We start from the raw sequence: 18,482 nt of genomic DNA, 5'->3' as shown, positions 1-18,482 counted from the left end.
CTCAATGCTATACATTCACTTGAATATGGCTTTCATTTAATCTCCCCCTCCTTTTAAGATGAAGGGGTTAAGCGATATAAATCAGCCTGCTTTTTTTAATGCAAAATCCCGACCAAATAACAATTTATTGCGAATCGAAGAAATTGGGGTTTGATCAGCAATCAATTCAGCGTACCAAGTGCCATCCTCTGTATCACCAAACAGTACCGCACCAACGACTTTATCTTTTTGAATAATAATGCGTTTGTAGATTTGACGTTTTTCATCATTCAGAATAATGTCTTCGAAATCTTCTATAGGCTGACTGTTTTCTAAATCAATACGGCCTGCTGAAAAAACATCACAACCACTGACTTTTAACTGGGTAGGAACCGTCGGTGCTTTAAAGGTCAAACTGCCGTGTTCGGCCAAATGTGATGCACAGATAAAGGCTTGCCCCCATAAAGGTTCTACCAAACCAAACGTTTGGTTACGATGCTCAATACATTCACCCACTGCATAAATACTTGGATCATAGGTTTGCATGGTGTCATTAACCAACACACCGCGATTACAGCGTAAACCCGCACTTTGTGCCAAAGCCATATTGGGACGAATACCCACGGCAAAAACCACCAGATCTGCATCTAAAAGTGTGCCATCTTGTAACCGAACTTGGGTGACATGACCATTTTCACCAAGTAATTCTTCTGTATTGGCTTCTGTGATGATCGGAATACCTTTTTGCTCAATTGCTGTTTTCAACATTTGACTAGCTTTGGCATCAAGTTGGCGATCCATAATACGATCCATCAAATGCAAAACCGTCACATTCATACCACGTTGCTTTAAACCATATGCGGCTTCTAGCCCCAAGAGACCACCACCAATCACCACTGCATTATTTTTAGATTTACAGTAGTCGAGCATATTATTGACATCATAAATATCACGAAAGCTCAAAACGCCATCCAATGCTGCGCCTTTGACCGGTGGAATAAATGGTTTTGAACCCGTTGCTAAAATCAAACGGTCATAACTCACCACCACACCTTTTTCGGTATAAACTTGCTTACGAGGACGGTCAATACGTACCACAGCATCACCTGCAATAAAGCGAATATTTTTATTCGCATACCATGAATGGGGGTGCAGCATAATGTCGTCAATGGTTTTATCCCCTGATAAGACAGGCGACAGCATAATCCGGTTATAGTTCCCCCAAGGCTCCTCACCAATCACCGTCACTTCATAACGATCAGGTGCCATATCAAGCAAATCTTCCAAGCAACGCATTCCTGCCAATCCGTTCCCCACCAGAACTAAATTGATTTTTTCCTGAGCCGTACCATTATTGGTGATATAAGTTTTTTGTGGGGTTGGACTGACCCAGACACGACCATTTTCAATTTTGCTTGGAAAAACCAGTAATTTTTGATCTTTGTCTTCTAAACAACGGCCTGTTGCTAAACTAAAATGTTGCTTATAAATCGGTGATGCAACTACACGTTCACCTTGTAAATCACCAATTATTCCACGTGACATGACAAAGGCTTTGCTAAATGGATCTTGGTTGCTCAGCGCATACACACGCTTTTCACTGCCTACCCGAAAAATAGCCACTTGTTGTTGCCCGAGCAACGCGCCTACACCAGTATTGGGCGTAATGTCTTGCAATGCACAAATATCGAGCCAGTCGAGTTCGTTCATATCTTTTAAAATGGTCATTGTGTTTGTCCTTTTAACAACGTTTATCAGCTCTTCCACAAGGCTTGTTTTAAGCTGTGGAATTGTGGAGTAAGGCCAATAAAGCAAGTATTCATATGCTTATGCTTCAACTACAGGAATACGGCTCTGATCACGTTCTGAGTCAGTTTTTGGGCGAATTTGCCCACGTACTTGAGCAAACTGAATATGTGGATCTTGCTGTTGCTCAGCTTTGGCATTAATAAAGGTCACAAAACGTTTACGGACTTCAGGATCTTCCACCGCAGTTCGCCATTCGTCTTGATAAGTACCCACCACATGGCTCATTCGGCGTTCTAGTTCAGCAGCAACTCCTAAAGAATCATGCACAACAACATCTTTTAGATAATCCAAACCACCTTCCATATTGTCACGCCATACCGAAGTCCGTTGTAAACGATCCGCTGTTTGGATATAGAACATAAAGAAGCGGTCGATATATTGAATTAAAGTTTGCGTATCTAGGTCAGAAGCTAAAAGTTCTGCATGGCGAGGTTTCATTCCCCCATTGCCACAAACATATAAGTTCCAGCCTTTCTCAGTGGCAATCACCCCAACATCTTTGCTTTGTGCTTCGGCACACTCTCGTGTACAGCCCGAAACTGCCATTTTTAATTTATGTGGGGAACGCAAACCTTTGTAGCGATTTTCAAGGAAGATGGCTAAACCGACCGAGTCATCGACACCATAACGACACCATGTGCTCCCAACACAAGATTTAACGGTACGTAATGACTTGCCATAGGCATGACCAGACTCAAAACCAGCATTGATCAGCTTTTCCCAAATTTCTGGCAATTGATGGACTTGTGCTCCAAATAAGTCTACCCGTTGCCCACCGGTTAGCTTGGTATATAAACCATATTCTTTGGCAATCTGCCCAACTGCAATCAAACCATCTGGTGTCACTTCACCACCTGCCATACGCGGTACAACAGAATAAGAACCATCTTTTTGAATATTGCCTAGGTAGTAGTCGTTACTATCTTGCAACCCAGCATGATTTGCAGTGAGAACAAAGTCATTCCAACAAGATGCCAAGATATTGGCTACTGTCGGTTTGCAAATATCACAACCTAAACCATGCCCATGTTGTTGAATCAAATCATCAAAAGTTTTAATTTCATTGACCCGTACCAAGTGATACAACTCTTGGCGTGAGTAAGCAAAGTGTTCACAAAGATGATTATTGACCGTTACCCCTTGGCGTTGTAATTCAGATTTTAAAACTTGGGTCACTAAGGGTGCACATCCACCACATGCGGTTGCGGCTTTGGTACATTTTTTTAACGCACCTAATGAGGTCGAACCCTCGGCAATGGCACTACAAATATCTGCTTTAGACACGTTATTACATGAACAAATCGTGGCACTGTCTGGCAATAAATCTACACCACTACTTCCCGCTTTTGCCGTAGATTGTGCATAGCCTGGCATGATTAAACTTTCTGGATTTTCTGGTATCGCTAAGCCATTCAACATCATTTGCAATAAGTCGTTATATTCTTTGGCACAACCAACCAGTACCGCACCAAGTAATTGGGTTTTCTCTGCATTGACCACGATCTTTTTATAGACCATTGCATCCTCATCAGCATAGAAATAGCTCAATGCATTTGCAGTCATGGCATGCGCATCGCCTACCGATGCCACATCGACACCCATCAGTTTTAACTTGGTGCTCATGTCTGCGCCAGCAAATGTGGGGCAACTTTGTTGCATCACATGTTTTGCTGCAATCCTTGCCATGTCATAACCGGGTGCAACTAAACCATAGATTTTATTGTTCCATAATGCACATTCACCAATCGCATAAATATCTGCATCGGAGGTTTGGCAGTAATCATTAATCGCGATACCGCCACGTTCACCTAACGCTAAACCACATTGGCGGGCCAACTCATCACGCGGGCGAATCCCTGCAGAAAATAGAATAATATCTGTTTCAAGTTCTGAACCATCCGCAAACTTCATCACATGGGTGCTATTCACGCCATCTTCTATCGATGAAGTGGCCTTTTGCGTGTGAACCTTTACCCCTAAATTTTCAATTTTGGACCGTAAAACTTTCCCGCCCAAATCATCAATTTGTACTGCCATTAAACGAGGTGCAAATTCAACGACATGGGTTTCTAAGTCTAAATCACGAAGTGCTTTCGCGGCTTCTAAACCGAGTAAACCACCCCCAATCACCACACCAGATTTTGCAGATAGACTTGCTGCCCGTATTGCATCTAAATCATCAATGGTACGGTAAACAAAACAGTTTTTACGATCATGCCCCGAAATTGGTGGAACAAAAGCATAGGAACCCGTCGCAAGCACCAATTTGTCATAGTTGATCACATCGCCATGATCGGTGGTGATGCATTTATGGATGGTATCAAGATGAGTGGCTTTGGTATTTAAACGCAGGTCAATTCCATAAGCATCTGCAAAGTCCGCACGACAAAGAGTTAAATCTTTGACAGATTTACCTGTGAAATATTCAGTCAAATGTACCCGATCATAGGCCAAACGGGGTTCTTCTGCCAAAATCGTGATTTCAACCTCATCACCTGCATGTTCTAGCAGAGATTCAATAAATTTATGCCCAACCATTCCATGACCAATCATCACTAATTTCATATCGATTCTCCTCGATTGTTTTTGCTCTTGTTATTCAATTAAGTCGCACTGTTTTGTTTAAGACTTACAGCATTTTGTTCCATGCTATTTCGCTCCAGTACAGCAGCTTCAAATAACTTTTGCTCTTTCTCTTTATGTTCAACCGAGAAACGAATCATCAATACACAACTTGCAGCAATCACTACCAAACCACCTAAAACCATCAGCGTCGTTTGAATATCCAACATGCCTTTTAATAAGAAACCCGCAGCAACAGCACCGACATTACCGCCTGCCCCGATAATGCCCGCCACACCACCCAAAGCATCACGATCAATAAATGGAACCAGTGCATAGGTCGCACCGCAGGCCATATGGGTAAATAAAGCAAATACGGTCATGACCAGAATCGCCAGAATCGCGGTATTCATTTGTGAAAAGACAATCAGGAATACGCCTTCTAACAGGATCATGGCAAACAACACTTTCGTGCGACCATCGAGACCTTTTTTAGTCGCCACCTTGTCAGAAACGATACCACCAAGCGCACGGGCAAACAGTGCAAGTAAACCGAAAATCCCTGCTGCCATCCCTGCTTCTTTTAAACCAAATTTAAAATGATCCACGTAGTACATTGCGACAATGTTATGAATGAAAATTTCAATACCAAAACACGCTGCATAAGCACCAAATAGAATCCAAACGCGGTAGTTTTTTGCAGCATGCATCAAAATTGCCATACCGCCTTTTTTATCACTCCCCACATGCAGACCTTGTGCACGAAGCTCTTTAAAATCACCTTGTGGACAGTCTTGAGTAAACTTCCAATACATTGCACCGACAATTAACATCATCACACCAGGTACAATTAGTGCAATTCTCCAGCCCATGGTTTGTTCAACACCGAACATCACCAATGCTGCGAGCATCAAAGGCATCAAGGCTTGAGTTGCGCCTCCACCTGCATTACCCCAACCTGCTGTGGTTGCATTTGCAGTGCCTACGACATTTGGTGCAAACATAATACTGGTGTGATATTGGGTGATAACAAAGCTGGCACCAATTGCGCCAATCAAGAGTCGGAAGAATAGAAAAGACTCATAACTATTGGCTGATGCCACCCCAAATACAGGGATACTGCCGATAATCAATAATGCGGTATAGGTTTTACGTGGGCCATATTTATCGCATAAAGGACCAACAATCAGACGCACTACAATCGTGATTGCAACAGCAGCAATATTAATATTGGCGATTTGATCTTTGGTGAGATGGAATTCACCTGCAATAACAGGCATTAACGGCGCACAGGCAAACCATGCAAAGAAACAGACAAAAAAAGCAAGCCAACTCATATGGAAGGCCCGCATTGCTGCACTGCTAAAATTGAAAAGATGAATCTTTGTTGCTTTTTTCGCATCTAAATTTGAAGACATAGCTTCGATCTCCTGAACTGAACGCATATAAGTTGCTGTTATGCACGAGGCATATCAGTAACGATCAGAACGGACGTCGTTGGCCGTCTTACAAATTTTGAAAGTCTTCATTGACTTGATTTAAACTATGCATAGTTCATGCCAGTTTAATATTTCTAAATATCTAATTTTTTATTTTGCTTGAATACTCAATACTTATGATTGAATAGTTGTACCTTTATCCTGTGATACACGTTCATGCTTTTTATCCGCACGGATAAAATGTAAATCATAAAACTGCATGTTTAGAAGGCAAATTGCATCAATAAAGTGCATCAATTTTCTTTAACATTCTGTGACTATGCTTTAAAACAGCACTATTCATGCGAAATATTGGCATCTAAATTGCTTATATGCTGAAAGTTCATGTCAGGACATACTTGAGTAGCGACATGCCAAAATTAAGAATTGCCCTGATCGATGATGATATAGAGCGGGCATCTTTTATCAAATCCTCTTTGATCGAACATGATTTCGAGGTGGTCGCATGTCTGATGATTGACCATTTAAATAGTACCGATCTTCATCACTTATATGCTGATGTGATTTTGCTGGATATGGACCATCCACATCGAGATATTATTGAAAGCTGTGTAAGTCAGTTTGATTTACCCACTGTGCTTTTCACTAAAAACTCGCAAAAAGACACCATCAAAAGTGCTATTGAAGCGGGTGTAACCGCCTATATTGTTGATGGGATTGATCCTGAAAAACTGGAAAGTATTTTAGAAATTTCGATTGAGCAATTTAAAAAACATAAAAAGCTCTTAAAAGATCTCAATGAAACCAAATGCAAACTTGCTGACCGTAAAGATATTGAAAAAGCCAAAGTGATGCTGATGCAGATGCATCAAATTGAAGAAGAACAAGCTTTCAGTTTGTTACGAAAAAACGCCATGAGTCACCGTATCACCATGGGGGAAATGGCAAGAAAGTTAATCGATGCTCAAGCCTTGCTCCAAGCAAATTTCAAGGAATAAACAATGAACACACTTGAAACCACGGACATTGAATTAGGCTATATTCCTTTGCTGGATTGCACTGCAATACTTTGGGCACAACATCAAGGTTATTTTACTGAGCAAGGTCTGAAGGTTAGGTTGGTGAAAGAGCCTTCTTGGGCCAGTTTACGTGATCGTTTAGCTTTTGGCATTTTAGATGCCGCACATTGTCTTTCTGCCATGCTTCCCGCTGCTGCGACAGGCAATGATCAGCTGGGTATTCCCTTACAAACCTCATTGGTGTTGAGCACCAATCGTGCATTTATCAGCTTGAGCCAAAAACTCTGCTATGAGTTAAAAATTCACACGCAAGATACTGCGCAAGCGTCAGCAGTGAAAGTAGTTCAAGCCTTAAAACAAGGCGACAAAATACAACTGGCCCATGTATTTAAACAGTCCATCCACCATTATTGTTTAAGAGAGTGGTTGGCTTTGGCAGATCCAGACTTGGCAAAAAAATACCAACCATCCACACTGCCCCCTTCCTATATGGTGGATGCGATTTCATCACAACTCATTGATGGATTTTGTGTCGGTGAACCGTGGAATATCCAATCGCAGATTGAAGGTTATAGTTATGTAATTGCTGAGAGTAAACAGATTATTCCTGAAGTGGCGGATAAAGTTTTAGCCACCACCCATGAATGGGCAAACAAGCATCCGAATACGTTAAATGCATTGCAGACGGCGATTCAAAAGGCACAACATGATTTAAGCACCTTGCAATCACTACAACCCATATGGCATATGCTAGAAGTGAGTGACATCATCCGTTTCAATTGTTCTCATCTAGTGCATACCTATGCGTTTCATAAAATACAAAATATTATTCGCTCTTTTGGTACACAGGACCGACCAAAACCAGATGATTTTGAATGGATTATTCAACAAATGTGCAAATGGGATAACTTAGAACTCGATACGGCACAAATCAAAAAAATTTCGACACAATGCACGGGTGATTTAATTTAAAAAATGACTAATTTAAAATGTATCAAGCTGCAAGTTGCTTTGACAAAGATGCAGAAAACTAGACATAAAATGTTCACCATTTTATAGCGCTAAGCTCACTGCATCATTATTTAATATTCGAATAGTTATTAATTACGGTTATTTATACATTACTAAGCTTAAGGATCAAGTTGCATGATCATTTTGCAAATTAACCCGCCGCACTTTCCGCAACCCATTGTGAAAATTTACTTGGAACACCTTTAGTATTTTCATCAAAGCCAAAGAATTTAACACCATCTTCAGTATCTGAATAAGCCGCCATGACTTTACCTGTTTTGGTATTGATCGCAATGACGGCCTTACTCGAACCCGCCCCACGTGGGTCATAACCACTGCCTACCAGCCAATCACCCTGACGCTGCATTGCACTGGATACCACTAAAGCTGAAGTGAGATTTGCATATGATTTGCCAACTAATTGCTGAAAACGAGCTTTCCAAGGTGCTGCCTGTATAACGTCATGTGGGTGTTTACCATCTGGTTTCGCCATACCCGTTGTTGGAACAGGACGTGTACCACACTTGCTTTTGATTTCTGACTCATAGCCGATATTACCAACTTCTTGCACATCGATAGTACGCCCAACCTTATCGGCACACTCAGCCCATTGTTGTGGTGTTTTTGCCTGTGCAACAATTGGCGTGACCAGTATACCTGCCAATAAAAAACTAAAGATTTTCATGATTTATTTCCTTTAAATATATACTTAACATCGCGATAACAATACGCTTTAATAACCAGAGCTTTTAACTAGTTTTGGGGTATCTGCTTTTTCGACTGATACCAATTTTGCCAGATCAGTACCATCACTTTCGCCCTTATAAACCGCATATTCTCCAACCGTTACAGTTGCATGTCCTGTATAGCCAATATAGCCTTCCTTGGGTCTTTTGTTGAGTTTCAATGCCTGAGCTGCCTGTTGAGTATCATTGAAACAAAACCAGCGTGAACGGCGATCATCCGGCTTACGCGGTATCAACTGATCTGAAGGCGCACTGGGATGAAAGCAGATAACATCACCTGCCACTTCATCATCAAAATAATATGAATATTCTCCATTTACTGTAATTTGACCACGATATTGATCAAATTCCTGTGTGCTTTTTTGCAGTTTCAAGGCATCTGCATGTGCAAACAAGGGCAAAGCTAAAATACTGCCCAGTAAAAAATTAACCGCTTTCATCATTTTTATCCTTTAAAAAGATCCGATCTTTTATTTAAATATATTTTACTTCAAATACTTATCTCGGGTTTATCACAATAGGAGATGTTACTTAAAGCAGAACCGCTATGTATTACCACCAATAAAATATACTGGCGCCCGGTTCGTAATAAGTACTACATGCTGAGTAAACCACTTTACACTCTTGCTTGTTTTTACTTTGACATTCATAAGCAGCTAATGCTTTGGCGCCTGCGGGCGTACGATCAATTCTAATCACAGACTCTTGACCACCTTGAGTCGGATCAGCCAAGGCAACACATTTATTGTTATAGGTAAAGATGACCTCACAATTTTTACCTCCCTTTTTTTGGCAATTTTCCAAGGCTACTTTTTTTGCCCCACGTTCGGTTCTTGTCGCTTGGGCATAACCTGTAGGTCGAGAAGGTGCTGCCTTATCTTCAGCAATCGCGCCCCAACGTTTTTCCCAAAGTGAGGGTTCCCATTTATATGTGCCACCACCGCCACCACCATTACTACCGCCACTTGGAATCGGTGCACACCCTAGCAAGCCTTGCCCACCAATTGGATAATAACCAGGAGGACAATTGCCCTCTGCGGCCACATGGCCTGACCACATCAAAACAACAAACGCCAACACAAGCGTGTTTGCAATCCCCATGAATTGTTTTAAATAGTGTTGCTCTGCGATCGTGAATGTTTTAAACATAATAAAAGCCCTCATGGCCAATAACCATCAATAAATTGAATGATTTTCACTTAGAAAAACAAACAATATATGATCAATTTTCCGATTGATGGAATGTTAATATTTTATCTAACGTTCAAACTTAGATTAAAACTTCTACAACTTTTTTCTGCAAGCCCTTTTTTATTCATTAAATTTTCTATAAGCATTACCAGTAAGATTAAATACAGAACGGCTAAACACAATAATTAAATCATGTGAAAAATCAATACAAAAACATATTTTTAAAACTAAAAAAATTCAGATAAACTCTAACACTGCATACGACATTAAATCGCCAGTAAATATTTCATGCGATAAGATGATCAAATTAAGTTGTGAAAAATAATTCAACTGATTTTCTAAAAGCAGGAGCAAACTGATCGATTTGAATGAAGACATAAAAGAAAAATCGTGATGTATTGATATACAAAGGAATAAAATGAAACTGACTAGGACATTTACTTTATTCATAGTGCCAATTGTACTCACTGCATGCCAATCCAACAGTGTAAATAAGCTGATCAGAGATCTGCCCTCTCCCGATGGACGTTTTCATGTAGAAGTCCTACAGTGCCGAGCCAACGATGTCATGTTTGGTGGTGCAACACAAGTTCAGGTTTCAGTTCTAAAAAAAGGTGAAACTGAAAAATGTCGATCATTTATTTATGCATTGGCGCAATTTGATGTAAGAACCATCGACTTTGGCGCAAAGGATAATGCTTTACACATAGAGTGGTTGTCAGACACTGAACTTAGTGTGTGGCATCGTAGTTTTGCAACATCTCAAGGCAAGAATTATATAGGGCCAGATGTACAGCATAGCCAGGCGAACTCTCCAATTAAAGTTATTTTTTCGCCTTTGGCTGCGCAAATTGGAATGCCTTCTCAGATTAAAAAATAAAACGCTATCCACAATAAACCGTTATATAAATCGTCTAGTTTTGATTGCTGTTGTTATGCAACTGCCCTTTATGGGTCAAGTCTGTCCTCCGAGAAGGTTACTGTGATCTAGTTATAGTCTTCTATTTACATTGATCATCCAATAATGACCTATCTATTAGCTCCCAGCCAGAATGCTCAAAGCGGTTTATTTTTTCATGCTTAAACTTAATCAGTAAACCTTCATTGTATGTAGTAAATACTTTTTATGATTACTGGTGAATTTCATGAAATAGATCGCATTTAAGCGCTTTACCTCTTAGCGAATACTTAATCATACCCTTAAAAAGCTGAACTCCTCTGCTATTAATAACTGCTTCAAGCATCTTTCCTATCGCATTATCCCAACTCTAAGCCATTAGCACGCTAAAGAAAATATTCAATAAGATCAGTCCATCATGAGTACTTCCAATATCCAAATTCAACAATAAACATTTGATATTAAATAAAGTTTAATTCTAATAAAATATTATATCCATCCATTCAATGATCATTTTTATCAAAAAAAACATAGCAAGTTTTATCAATATTAAGCTATGACGTTCTACCCAACACATCTAAAAAAAGCCCTCTAAAATAATCACATTAATTCATATACTTTTCATAAAAAGAGATAAGGTCGTCAAATACAAATTAATTATGCACAAAATACAAAGTTATTTATTGTGATGTGCGTCACTATAACCCTGCATTTATTTAAGTACATTAGACTTCCGTCATAAATCAAAAAACGTACAATTTATTTGATCTTAAATTAATCAGCAAAATTATTTAATTCAAGAGATAATCCTTGGATGAAATTCAAAGATATTCAAAAATTATCAGACGTTAAGTTTCGTAGGCTTACCGGTGTTAGTTGGGCTACATTTAACCTGATGTTGGCCGAGCTAAATAAGCATTTACCTCGTCATATTGGTAAAGGACGACCGCATAAATTACCGTTGGAAGATCGTTTGCTCTTATGTATAGAATATTGGAGAGAATATCGAACATTTTTCCATCTTGGTATGAGTTACGGTGTATCTGAAACGAGTGCAATTCGTATCATACGTGTTATTGAAGATACCTTAATCCGTTCTGGAAAATTTAACTTGCCAAAACAACTTCCTAATCGAGATGAAGTGGATTGGGAAGTTGTTGTGATTGATGCAACTGAAATATTAGTTCAACGTCCAAAAAAAACAGAAGAAATGGTATAGCGGTAAAAAAAAGCGACATACCTTTAAATTTCAGTTATCTATGCACTATACAACAGGTGAAATACTGAGTGTATGTGGAAGTCATGGAAGCATGCATGATTTTAAAATATTTAAAAAAAGCATGAGGAAATTAAAATTTAAGCCCTTTTTTATCGTTGATAAGGGGTATTTAGGGATAAAGAAATTGGGTTTTGGATGCCTCATGCCATCTAAAGCAAAGAAAACTGAAAAACTAGATTCTGAATTAAAAAAGTTAAATAGAGAGATTGGTCGTAGACGAATTCAAGTAGAGCATGTATTTGGAAGGATGAAATGTTTTAAGATTTTATCTTGTGTATATAGAAATCGTCGTAAAAGATTAAACCTGCGGTTTAATTTACTTGCTGGCATATACAATTTAGATTGGGTGAAAGATAAACAATTAAATTGATTGAAAAATGATTTATGAAGGAAGTCTATTACTATTTTATTAAACAGTGCGACTAAGTGTAATTTATTGAAATCATAAAAAATGATTTTAAATAAATATTAAAAATCAACCTTCTAAAATGAATGGGTTTTACTATGAAATTAGCTCTATTAAGTACTGCAACTTTATCTGCTTTAACACTTTCTGTTTCAGCTTTTGCTGCTGATCCTGTAACTGTTAATGGTGGTACAGTACATTTTACTGGTGAAATCGTAAATGCAGCATGTGCTGTAAGTACAGAATCTTCAAATCAAACTGTTGATTTAGGTCAATACCGTACTGCACGTTTAGCTGTTGCTGGCGATAAAACAACTCCAGTACCGTTCCAAATCAAACTTGTTGACTGTGATCCAACAGTTCAAGCAACTGCAGCTGTTGCATTTTATGGTCAGTCTGTAACGTCTAATGCAAACTTACTTTCAGTTGCTGCTGGTGGTACAAACTCTACTGCTGCAACAAATGTAGGGATTGAGATTGCCGATGACACTTCAAAAATCTTAGGTGTTACGGGTGCAAGTTTTTCTACACCTAAAACATTGATCACAGGTGATAACACACTTCAATTCAGCGCACGCTATGTAGCTACAGGTGCATCTACACCTGGTCAAGCAAATGCTGATGCAACTTTTGTAGTGAAATATGAATAATTTATCTGCCTAAGATAATTATTAAATATTTGATTACATGAGCTTATTTACCATGAAAAAGTATATAACCCTGATTGCTGGAATATTAGTAAGTACTCATATTTACGCAGAAAGTTATGTATTTGGTGGAAGAGCTCATTTTCAGGGAGTTTTGATAAATCAAAGCTGTTCAATCTTAATTGAGAATAATGCTGCTGTATCTATTAAAACTCCCAATTCTCCAATTCAAATCAATTTTTCATTATGCCCTGTAAGCATCTACGACAATCTCGCCATTGGTCTATCTGAACAAAATAAGCCAACACATGAGATGTTTTATACAGACCCAAAAGCAAGAAATGATTTTGATATTAATCAAGAATTAAACATTCAAAGTCTTGAACAGACCGGTCTGGATCAGAAATTTATTCGACAAATTGATCGACCTGAACGTTATGACAGTTTCGCTAAAAATAGGATTGGTATTCTCCTCAACCAAACTTCAGAAAAGTCATCCGCTCAAGCATCGAATATTTTAATTTCTGTTTTTTATCCATAAATGAATTCTAAGGACTTATATGAAACTGAACTTATTTAAAAATGGTGTTCTTAGTATAACCTTAGCCTGCTTAGCATCCACCAGCTGGGGCAATAACAATATTATTGGGGGTATATCACTTGGAGCAACTCGTGTTATTTACCCAACCGATGCCAAGCAAGTTTCATTGGCTATTGTCAACAGCAACAATAAAGAACGCTTTTTAATTAACTCGTGGATTGAAAATAATCTAGATGAAAAATCAAAAGATTTTCTTATTACTCCTCCCTTATTTGTCGCAGAAGCAAATAGCGAAAATACATTAAGAATTGTCAATGTTGCCACTAACTTACCACAAGATAGAGAGTCGGTATTTTGGGTCAATGTTAAGGCAATTCCTTCGATTGATAAATCGACTTTGACTGACAAGAATATTTTACAACTTGCTGTTTTATCTCGAATCAAACTGTTTGTAAGACCGATAAATCTAAAAACTAAACCTGAAGCCACATTAGAAACGATTAAGTTTTCAAAATCAGCAGAAGGAATCATGGTTAACAATCCATCTCCATATCATGTTTCTTTTGTGAACGTTTTTGTTGATAACCAAAAAGTGCCAAATGTGATGGCGAGTCCTTTTGCCCAAACAAAAATTTCAGCGACTTCAGGTAATAAACTGAGTTATCAAACGGTCAATGATTACGGTGGTTTAACAGCTAAAGTTGATTTAGAACTGAAGTAATAATTATGAATAGTCTATTTTCAATGCCATACAATGTTGTATGCGTAAGGAGACATATCAAGCGATATCCAGTGGGTATCGCAATGACTATGCTAATTTCAATCGTAGTCCCAAGAACCAGTCATGCAGAACAGGTGTTTAACCCTGCATTTTTAACAGATAACTTATCCAATTCACAAATCTCTGATTTAAGCAGATTTGAGAAATCGACCCATCAATTGCCAGGCGTGTACCGGGTTGATGTGTATGTCAATGATCAATACGCGTTTACTCGCGACATCAATTTTATTGAAAAATCAGGCATTCAAGATACAACTGGGTTATTTCCGTGTTTAGACAGCAAAACATTGCAGGGATTTGGGGTCAATATTGCCCAATACGAGCAATTGTCTACCTCAAACCCACAATGTGTAGATTTTATTTCAATTATTGAAGGTGCAAATAGCCACTTTCAATTTGATAAACAAAAATTATTGATCAGTTTACCGCAAGCTTCTTTACGCAACCAAATTCGCGGCTATATTCCACCCGATCAATGGGATGAAGGGATCAACGGCTTTTATACCAACTATAATATTTCGGGCTATGACAACTCTAAAACAGATACCAACAGTTTCTTTTTACGTCTGGATAATGGACTCAATATTGGCTCATGGCAGTTCCGACATTCAGGTAGTTTTAACGCTAATTCGCACAATGGTAAAACCACAAATCAATGGAATAATTTAAACACCTATGTACAAAAAACAATTATTCCTTTAAAAAGCCAACTGGTGCTTGGTGACGGTTCAACAAGTAGCGAAATATTTGATAGCTTTGGTTTCCGTGGCGCACATTTGTCAACTTCTGAGGCAATGTATCCTGACAGTCAGCAAGGCTATGCACCTACTGTTCGTGGGGTTGCAAAAACCAATGCAAAAGTAGTGATTAAACAAAATGGTTTTGTGATTCATCAGGTAAATGTCGCACCCGGACCATTCCTTATCCAAGATTTAAATCCAACCTCAATCAGTGGTGATCTTTTGGTTACCATTGAAGAAAATGACGGTTCGATTCAAAGCTTTCAAGTGCCCTATTCAAGCCTTCCTGTTTTACAACGTGAAGGACGCACAAAATATAGTCTAGTAGTGGGTGAGTACCGCAGTGGATTGGATTCTCAAGATAATCCATCATTGTTACAGGCAACTGCAATTCACGGTTTAAAAAATGGTATTTCCGTTTATGCTGGGACGCAATTGTCAGATAAATATAAGAGTGCTCTGGTGGGCCTAGGAGCCAACCTTGGAGATTATGGGGCTTTGTCTTTTGACCTTACCCATGCGGACAGTGAGTTGGCAGATCAATCCTCAAGCAGTGGACAGTCTTTGCGTTTTTTATATTCAAAATCATTATTAAGCTCTGGGACAACCTTCCAATTATTAGGCTATCGTTATTCGACCAAGGGTTTCTATACCTTAAATGATGTTGCTTATAATCGTATGAGTGGTTATCACGTTTCCGAAACTCAAGATGGAAATCAAGCCAATACACCAATCATTACGGATTACTACAATTTATATAATTCTAAAAAAGGTCGCTTTGAAGTCAACATCTCACATTCACTTGGAAACTATGGTTCTTTATTTGTCTCAGGCAATCAGCAAACCTATTGGGATACCAACAAAAAAAATGAATGGGTTCAAGCGGGTTATGCAAACTCATGGAAAGCACTGAATTACTCATTCTCAGTCAGCCGTAACAAATATTCTGAGATTAATCAGAGTGACACCATGTATGCCATGAATCTGTCCTTCCCATTGGATAAGTTATGGCCGAAAGCCAATTTCCGTAATCATCCAATCCAAAATGCATACAGCACTTTTTCGACCACACAAAATTCAAATGGTAATGAGTCCTATATGGCAGGTTTAAGTGGCACCTTACTGAAAGATCGAAATTTAAGTTATAGCATCAATCAGGGACAAGTCAGTAAGCAAGGTGATATTGGTTCAGTCAGCCTAAATTACAATGGTAGTTACGGCACAGTAGGTGCAGGTTATAGCTACGAAAAGAACTCAAATCAGTTTACCTATAATGCATCTGGTGGCATTTTAGCGCACCGTGATGGTATTACCTTTGGTCAGCCTTTAGGGAGCACCTCAATCTTGGTTAAAGCACCCGGTGCCAAAGGTGTAAATATCGAAAACTATACAGGCGTTAAAACCGATTGGCGTGGATATGCCATTGTTCCTTATGCAACTGAATATCGTGCCAATCGTGTTGCGCTGAATTCAAATACGTTCAGTAATAATCTCGAAATCAGCAATAACGTTGAAAATGTCGTCCCAATTAAAGGGGCGATTGCCAGAGCAACGTTTAACACCAGTTTAGGTGTAAGAGCACTTATCACGTTATCCCATAACGGCAAGTTTATCCCGTATGCAAGCAGTGTGATTGAAAAAGGAAGTTCAGCCACCAGCATCGTTGCAGACGATGGCCGGGTTTATCTAACTGGACTTCCGCTCAAAGGCACCTTGGAAGTGAATTGGGGCGAATCTGCTGAAGGAAAATGTTTGGCAAACTACGATATTTCAGACATGGACCTTAGCAAACCCGTTATTCAATTTGATCTTGAATGTCAATAAGGAGAGATCATATGAAATTTAAGCTTTTAATTTCCAGTATGTTGCTACTTGCTTCAGCTCCATCTTTTGCAGTTGTCTGTTGGAACAGTAAAGGAAATGGTGTTGTGGATGAAGTTTTTTATGATCTATCCAATAGTTTCAGCAGCTCTAATAACGCTGTAGGTAAAATTGTAGAGCTTAAAAAGAATTTTTCTTCGCAAGTTTATGGAACCTGCCCTGCTCATAATTCCAATATTAGTCGAAATAGAACCATGCGTAGTTATGTTTCCGACCTCTCTGTCGTAGAAACGATTGATCGATATAAATACTTACCGATCAACGACTATTTAGTCGGTGCTATGAAAATTACCGATAGCTTTGCGGGAGATTTTTACCCCCCTGCAAATTATGTACAGATGGGTACAGATCCCAATGTAAGTAAAGGCCAACCCTTTGGTATTTGGGATTCAAACTTTACCTTTCGCCTCAAAGTGATTAAACCCTTTATTGACTTTGTGCCTATCCCTAAAAAAACCATGTTTACCGTATATGTCACAACGGGTTCAGCAGATCCATTAAGTATCCCTGTTTATAAGATTAGTTACAGTGGCTCTATTTCGGTTCCACAAAGTTGCAAAATTGGCACAGGTGATTTTTTAGAAATTAAGTTTGGGGAAATTCCAGCCTATGCCTTTAGTCAGGCTGGTCCTGGCAATAAACCCAACAATGTCAATAAACAGAGTCATACCTTAGCAATTCAATGTACCAATATTGATGCCCAAGCAATGCTGACACTTCGGCTTGAAGCTGAAAAAGCCACTGGAGATATGATGATCTCAGATAATCCAGATATTGGCTTTAAGATGTCAGATCAAAACGACAATGTGTTATTGCCCAACAATATCAACAGTGTGATTCCGTTTAATCTCAATCAACAGCCAGCAAATGTGACCATCAAAGCTTGGCCTGTCAGTATCACTGGAAATAAACCAGAAATTGGTCCGTTTAAGTCTAGAGGATATCTCAGAGTGGATTTTGATTAGGAGAAACCAATGAAAAATAAAGCAAGATATATGGCTGCTGCCACAATGATATGTTGTTTAAATATTCATCAACTCTCTCATGCTCAAAATACCAATGTAGAGCTGGGTCGTGTGAATATTGAACTTTCAGGGATCGTAACTACAGCAACATGTGGCGTGTTAAGTTCTGAACAAGATAAATATATTCAGCTTGGAAGCGTTGCGAGCAAAGACTTACCTAGTATAGGTAGTCAATCAAAGCCAACCCCGATTCATTTTGAGATGAGTAACTGTCCGCCAAATGGTTCTGTGACGATCACTTTTGATGGGCCCCGAAATACTGAAAATTCTGAACTTTTAGCGCTCGATGCCTTAGCCAATAAAGCTGAAAATATTGCCATAGAAATTCGAGATCAAGATAAAAAAAGATTAGCTTTAGGCAAGAAAAGCGAAGCCTTTAGTACAGACATCAATGGCAATGTTTCAGCGATATTTTATGCAAATTATATTGTGACCAAAGCACAAGCCTTAGCAGGCATTGCAAATGCAAATGCTCAATTTTCTATTCAATACGATTAAGAAAATAAAACGATTCATTATTGACGGTTA

Annotated in this window: 16 protein-coding genes and 1 pseudogene; 11 read left to right on the top strand and 6 right to left on the bottom strand. The window is 38.9% G+C overall.

Going from position 1 to position 18,482, the window contains the following annotated elements; genetic code table 11:
- Positions 1 to 81 precede the first annotated feature (81 nt).
- The 3 genes from nirD to AC4CUY_RS04980 form a co-directional block, all read right to left on the bottom strand.
- Positions 82 to 1,707, bottom strand: coding sequence for a nitrite reductase small subunit NirD (gene nirD, locus AC4CUY_RS04990; protein WP_336952623.1), 1,626 nt, complete (start codon positions 1,705 to 1,707; stop codon positions 82 to 84).
- A gap of 99 nt (positions 1,708 to 1,806) precedes the next feature.
- Entirely contained in the window at positions 1,807 to 4,353 is a 2,547-nt protein-coding gene (nirB, locus tag AC4CUY_RS04985; RefSeq protein WP_490773748.1) for a nitrite reductase large subunit NirB, read from the bottom strand.
- A gap of 38 nt (positions 4,354 to 4,391) precedes the next feature.
- The gene (locus AC4CUY_RS04980) at positions 4,392 to 5,768 is read right to left on the bottom strand and encodes an MFS transporter (RefSeq protein WP_336952625.1); all 1,377 of its coding nucleotides are present in this window, start codon (positions 5,766 to 5,768) and stop codon (positions 4,392 to 4,394) included.
- A gap of 431 nt (positions 5,769 to 6,199) precedes the next feature.
- On the opposite strand from AC4CUY_RS04980, the gene AC4CUY_RS04975 reads away from it, so the two are divergent.
- Both AC4CUY_RS04975 and AC4CUY_RS04970 read left to right on the top strand, forming a co-directional pair.
- On the top strand, positions 6,200 to 6,787 hold the full coding sequence (locus tag AC4CUY_RS04975) for an ANTAR domain-containing response regulator (RefSeq protein ID WP_419328451.1): 588 nt from the start codon (positions 6,200 to 6,202) through the stop codon (positions 6,785 to 6,787).
- Positions 6,788 to 6,790: 3 nt separating this feature from the next.
- Positions 6,791 to 7,780 carry an ABC transporter substrate-binding protein gene (locus tag AC4CUY_RS04970; RefSeq protein WP_336952629.1) on the top strand — a complete coding sequence of 330 codons (990 nt, stop codon included), beginning with the start codon at positions 6,791 to 6,793 and terminating at the stop codon, positions 7,778 to 7,780.
- 190 nt (positions 7,781 to 7,970) lie between these two features.
- Here AC4CUY_RS04970 and AC4CUY_RS04965 read toward each other — a convergent pair whose 3' ends face one another.
- From AC4CUY_RS04965 to AC4CUY_RS04955, 3 genes are all read right to left on the bottom strand, one after another.
- On the bottom strand, positions 7,971 to 8,504 hold the full coding sequence (locus tag AC4CUY_RS04965) for an Ivy family c-type lysozyme inhibitor (RefSeq protein ID WP_336952631.1): 534 nt from the start codon (positions 8,502 to 8,504) through the stop codon (positions 7,971 to 7,973).
- A 48-nt stretch (positions 8,505 to 8,552) separates the two neighbouring features.
- The gene (locus tag AC4CUY_RS04960; RefSeq protein WP_419328435.1) at positions 8,553 to 9,008 is read right to left on the bottom strand and encodes a hypothetical protein; all 456 of its coding nucleotides are present in this window, start codon (positions 9,006 to 9,008) and stop codon (positions 8,553 to 8,555) included.
- A 109-nt stretch (positions 9,009 to 9,117) separates the two neighbouring features.
- Positions 9,118 to 9,714 carry a DUF4189 domain-containing protein gene (locus AC4CUY_RS04955; protein ID WP_490773747.1) on the bottom strand — a complete coding sequence of 199 codons (597 nt, stop codon included), beginning with the start codon at positions 9,712 to 9,714 and terminating at the stop codon, positions 9,118 to 9,120.
- A gap of 460 nt (positions 9,715 to 10,174) precedes the next feature.
- On the opposite strand from AC4CUY_RS04955, the gene AC4CUY_RS04950 reads away from it, so the two are divergent.
- The 9 genes and pseudogenes from AC4CUY_RS04950 (at position 10,175) to AC4CUY_RS04910 (ending at position 18,452) form a co-directional block, all read left to right on the top strand.
- Positions 10,175 to 10,636, top strand: a complete 462-nt coding sequence (locus AC4CUY_RS04950) for a hypothetical protein (RefSeq protein WP_490773746.1) — start codon at positions 10,175 to 10,177, stop codon at positions 10,634 to 10,636.
- An 832-nt stretch (positions 10,637 to 11,468) separates the two neighbouring features.
- A complete protein-coding gene (locus AC4CUY_RS04945) occupies positions 11,469 to 11,873 on the top strand; it encodes a transposase family protein (protein WP_490773745.1) in 405 nt (134 codons plus the stop codon).
- 37 nt (positions 11,874 to 11,910) lie between these two features.
- Positions 11,911 to 12,303 (top strand): annotated as a pseudogene (locus AC4CUY_RS04940) (transposase family protein); the annotation flags it as partial.
- 134 nt (positions 12,304 to 12,437) lie between these two features.
- On the top strand, positions 12,438 to 12,989 hold the full coding sequence (gene fimA, locus AC4CUY_RS04935) for a type 1 fimbrial major subunit FimA (RefSeq protein WP_016539504.1): 552 nt from the start codon (positions 12,438 to 12,440) through the stop codon (positions 12,987 to 12,989).
- Positions 12,990 to 13,041: 52 nt separating this feature from the next.
- Positions 13,042 to 13,527, top strand: a complete 486-nt coding sequence (locus AC4CUY_RS04930; protein WP_336952638.1) for a hypothetical protein — start codon at positions 13,042 to 13,044, stop codon at positions 13,525 to 13,527.
- A 19-nt stretch (positions 13,528 to 13,546) separates the two neighbouring features.
- A complete protein-coding gene (locus tag AC4CUY_RS04925) occupies positions 13,547 to 14,248 on the top strand; it encodes a fimbria/pilus periplasmic chaperone (protein ID WP_336952639.1) in 702 nt (233 codons plus the stop codon).
- A gap of 5 nt (positions 14,249 to 14,253) precedes the next feature.
- Positions 14,254 to 16,872 (top strand): outer membrane usher protein FimD, encoded by a 2,619-nt coding sequence (gene fimD / locus AC4CUY_RS04920; protein WP_483770166.1) that lies wholly within the window; start codon positions 14,254 to 14,256, stop codon positions 16,870 to 16,872.
- An 11-nt stretch (positions 16,873 to 16,883) separates the two neighbouring features.
- Entirely contained in the window at positions 16,884 to 17,894 is a 1,011-nt protein-coding gene (locus AC4CUY_RS04915) for a fimbrial protein (protein WP_336952641.1), read from the top strand.
- A gap of 9 nt (positions 17,895 to 17,903) precedes the next feature.
- Complete coding sequence (locus tag AC4CUY_RS04910) at positions 17,904 to 18,452, top strand: fimbrial protein (protein WP_336952642.1); 549 nt, start codon at positions 17,904 to 17,906, stop codon at positions 18,450 to 18,452.
- The last annotated feature ends 30 nt before the right edge of the window (positions 18,453 to 18,482 follow it).

It is taken from the genome of Acinetobacter sp. 778_lipA (assembly GCF_058242985.1).
This window is presented reverse-complemented; position numbering and strand designations above follow the sequence as displayed.

Bases quoted from the DNA above. Each gene is read 5' to 3' on its own strand.
- fimA (WP_016539504.1), top strand. From the start codon at position 12,438: ATGAAATTAGCTCTATTAAGTACTGCAACTTTATCTGCTTTAACACTT.
- nirD (WP_336952623.1), bottom strand. From the start codon at position 1,707: ATGACCATTTTAAAAGATATGAACGAACTCGACTGGCTCGATATTTGT.
- AC4CUY_RS04930 (WP_336952638.1), top strand. From the start codon at position 13,042: ATGAAAAAGTATATAACCCTGATTGCTGGAATATTAGTAAGTACTCAT.
- AC4CUY_RS04975 (WP_419328451.1), top strand. From the start codon at position 6,200: ATGCCAAAATTAAGAATTGCCCTGATCGATGATGATATAGAGCGGGCA.
- fimD (WP_483770166.1), top strand. From the start codon at position 14,254: ATGAATAGTCTATTTTCAATGCCATACAATGTTGTATGCGTAAGGAGA.
- AC4CUY_RS04910 (WP_336952642.1), top strand. From the start codon at position 17,904: ATGAAAAATAAAGCAAGATATATGGCTGCTGCCACAATGATATGTTGT.
- AC4CUY_RS04965 (WP_336952631.1), bottom strand. From the start codon at position 8,504: ATGAAAATCTTTAGTTTTTTATTGGCAGGTATACTGGTCACGCCAATT.
- nirB (WP_490773748.1), bottom strand. From the start codon at position 4,353: ATGAAATTAGTGATGATTGGTCATGGAATGGTTGGGCATAAATTTATT.
- AC4CUY_RS04915 (WP_336952641.1), top strand. From the start codon at position 16,884: ATGAAATTTAAGCTTTTAATTTCCAGTATGTTGCTACTTGCTTCAGCT.
- AC4CUY_RS04955 (WP_490773747.1), bottom strand. From the start codon at position 9,714: ATGTTTAAAACATTCACGATCGCAGAGCAACACTATTTAAAACAATTC.
- AC4CUY_RS04970 (WP_336952629.1), top strand. From the start codon at position 6,791: ATGAACACACTTGAAACCACGGACATTGAATTAGGCTATATTCCTTTG.
- AC4CUY_RS04925 (WP_336952639.1), top strand. From the start codon at position 13,547: ATGAAACTGAACTTATTTAAAAATGGTGTTCTTAGTATAACCTTAGCC.
- AC4CUY_RS04945 (WP_490773745.1), top strand. From the start codon at position 11,469: ATGAAATTCAAAGATATTCAAAAATTATCAGACGTTAAGTTTCGTAGG.
- AC4CUY_RS04950 (WP_490773746.1), top strand. From the start codon at position 10,175: ATGAAACTGACTAGGACATTTACTTTATTCATAGTGCCAATTGTACTC.
- AC4CUY_RS04980 (WP_336952625.1), bottom strand. From the start codon at position 5,768: ATGTCTTCAAATTTAGATGCGAAAAAAGCAACAAAGATTCATCTTTTC.
- AC4CUY_RS04960 (WP_419328435.1), bottom strand. From the start codon at position 9,008: ATGATGAAAGCGGTTAATTTTTTACTGGGCAGTATTTTAGCTTTGCCC.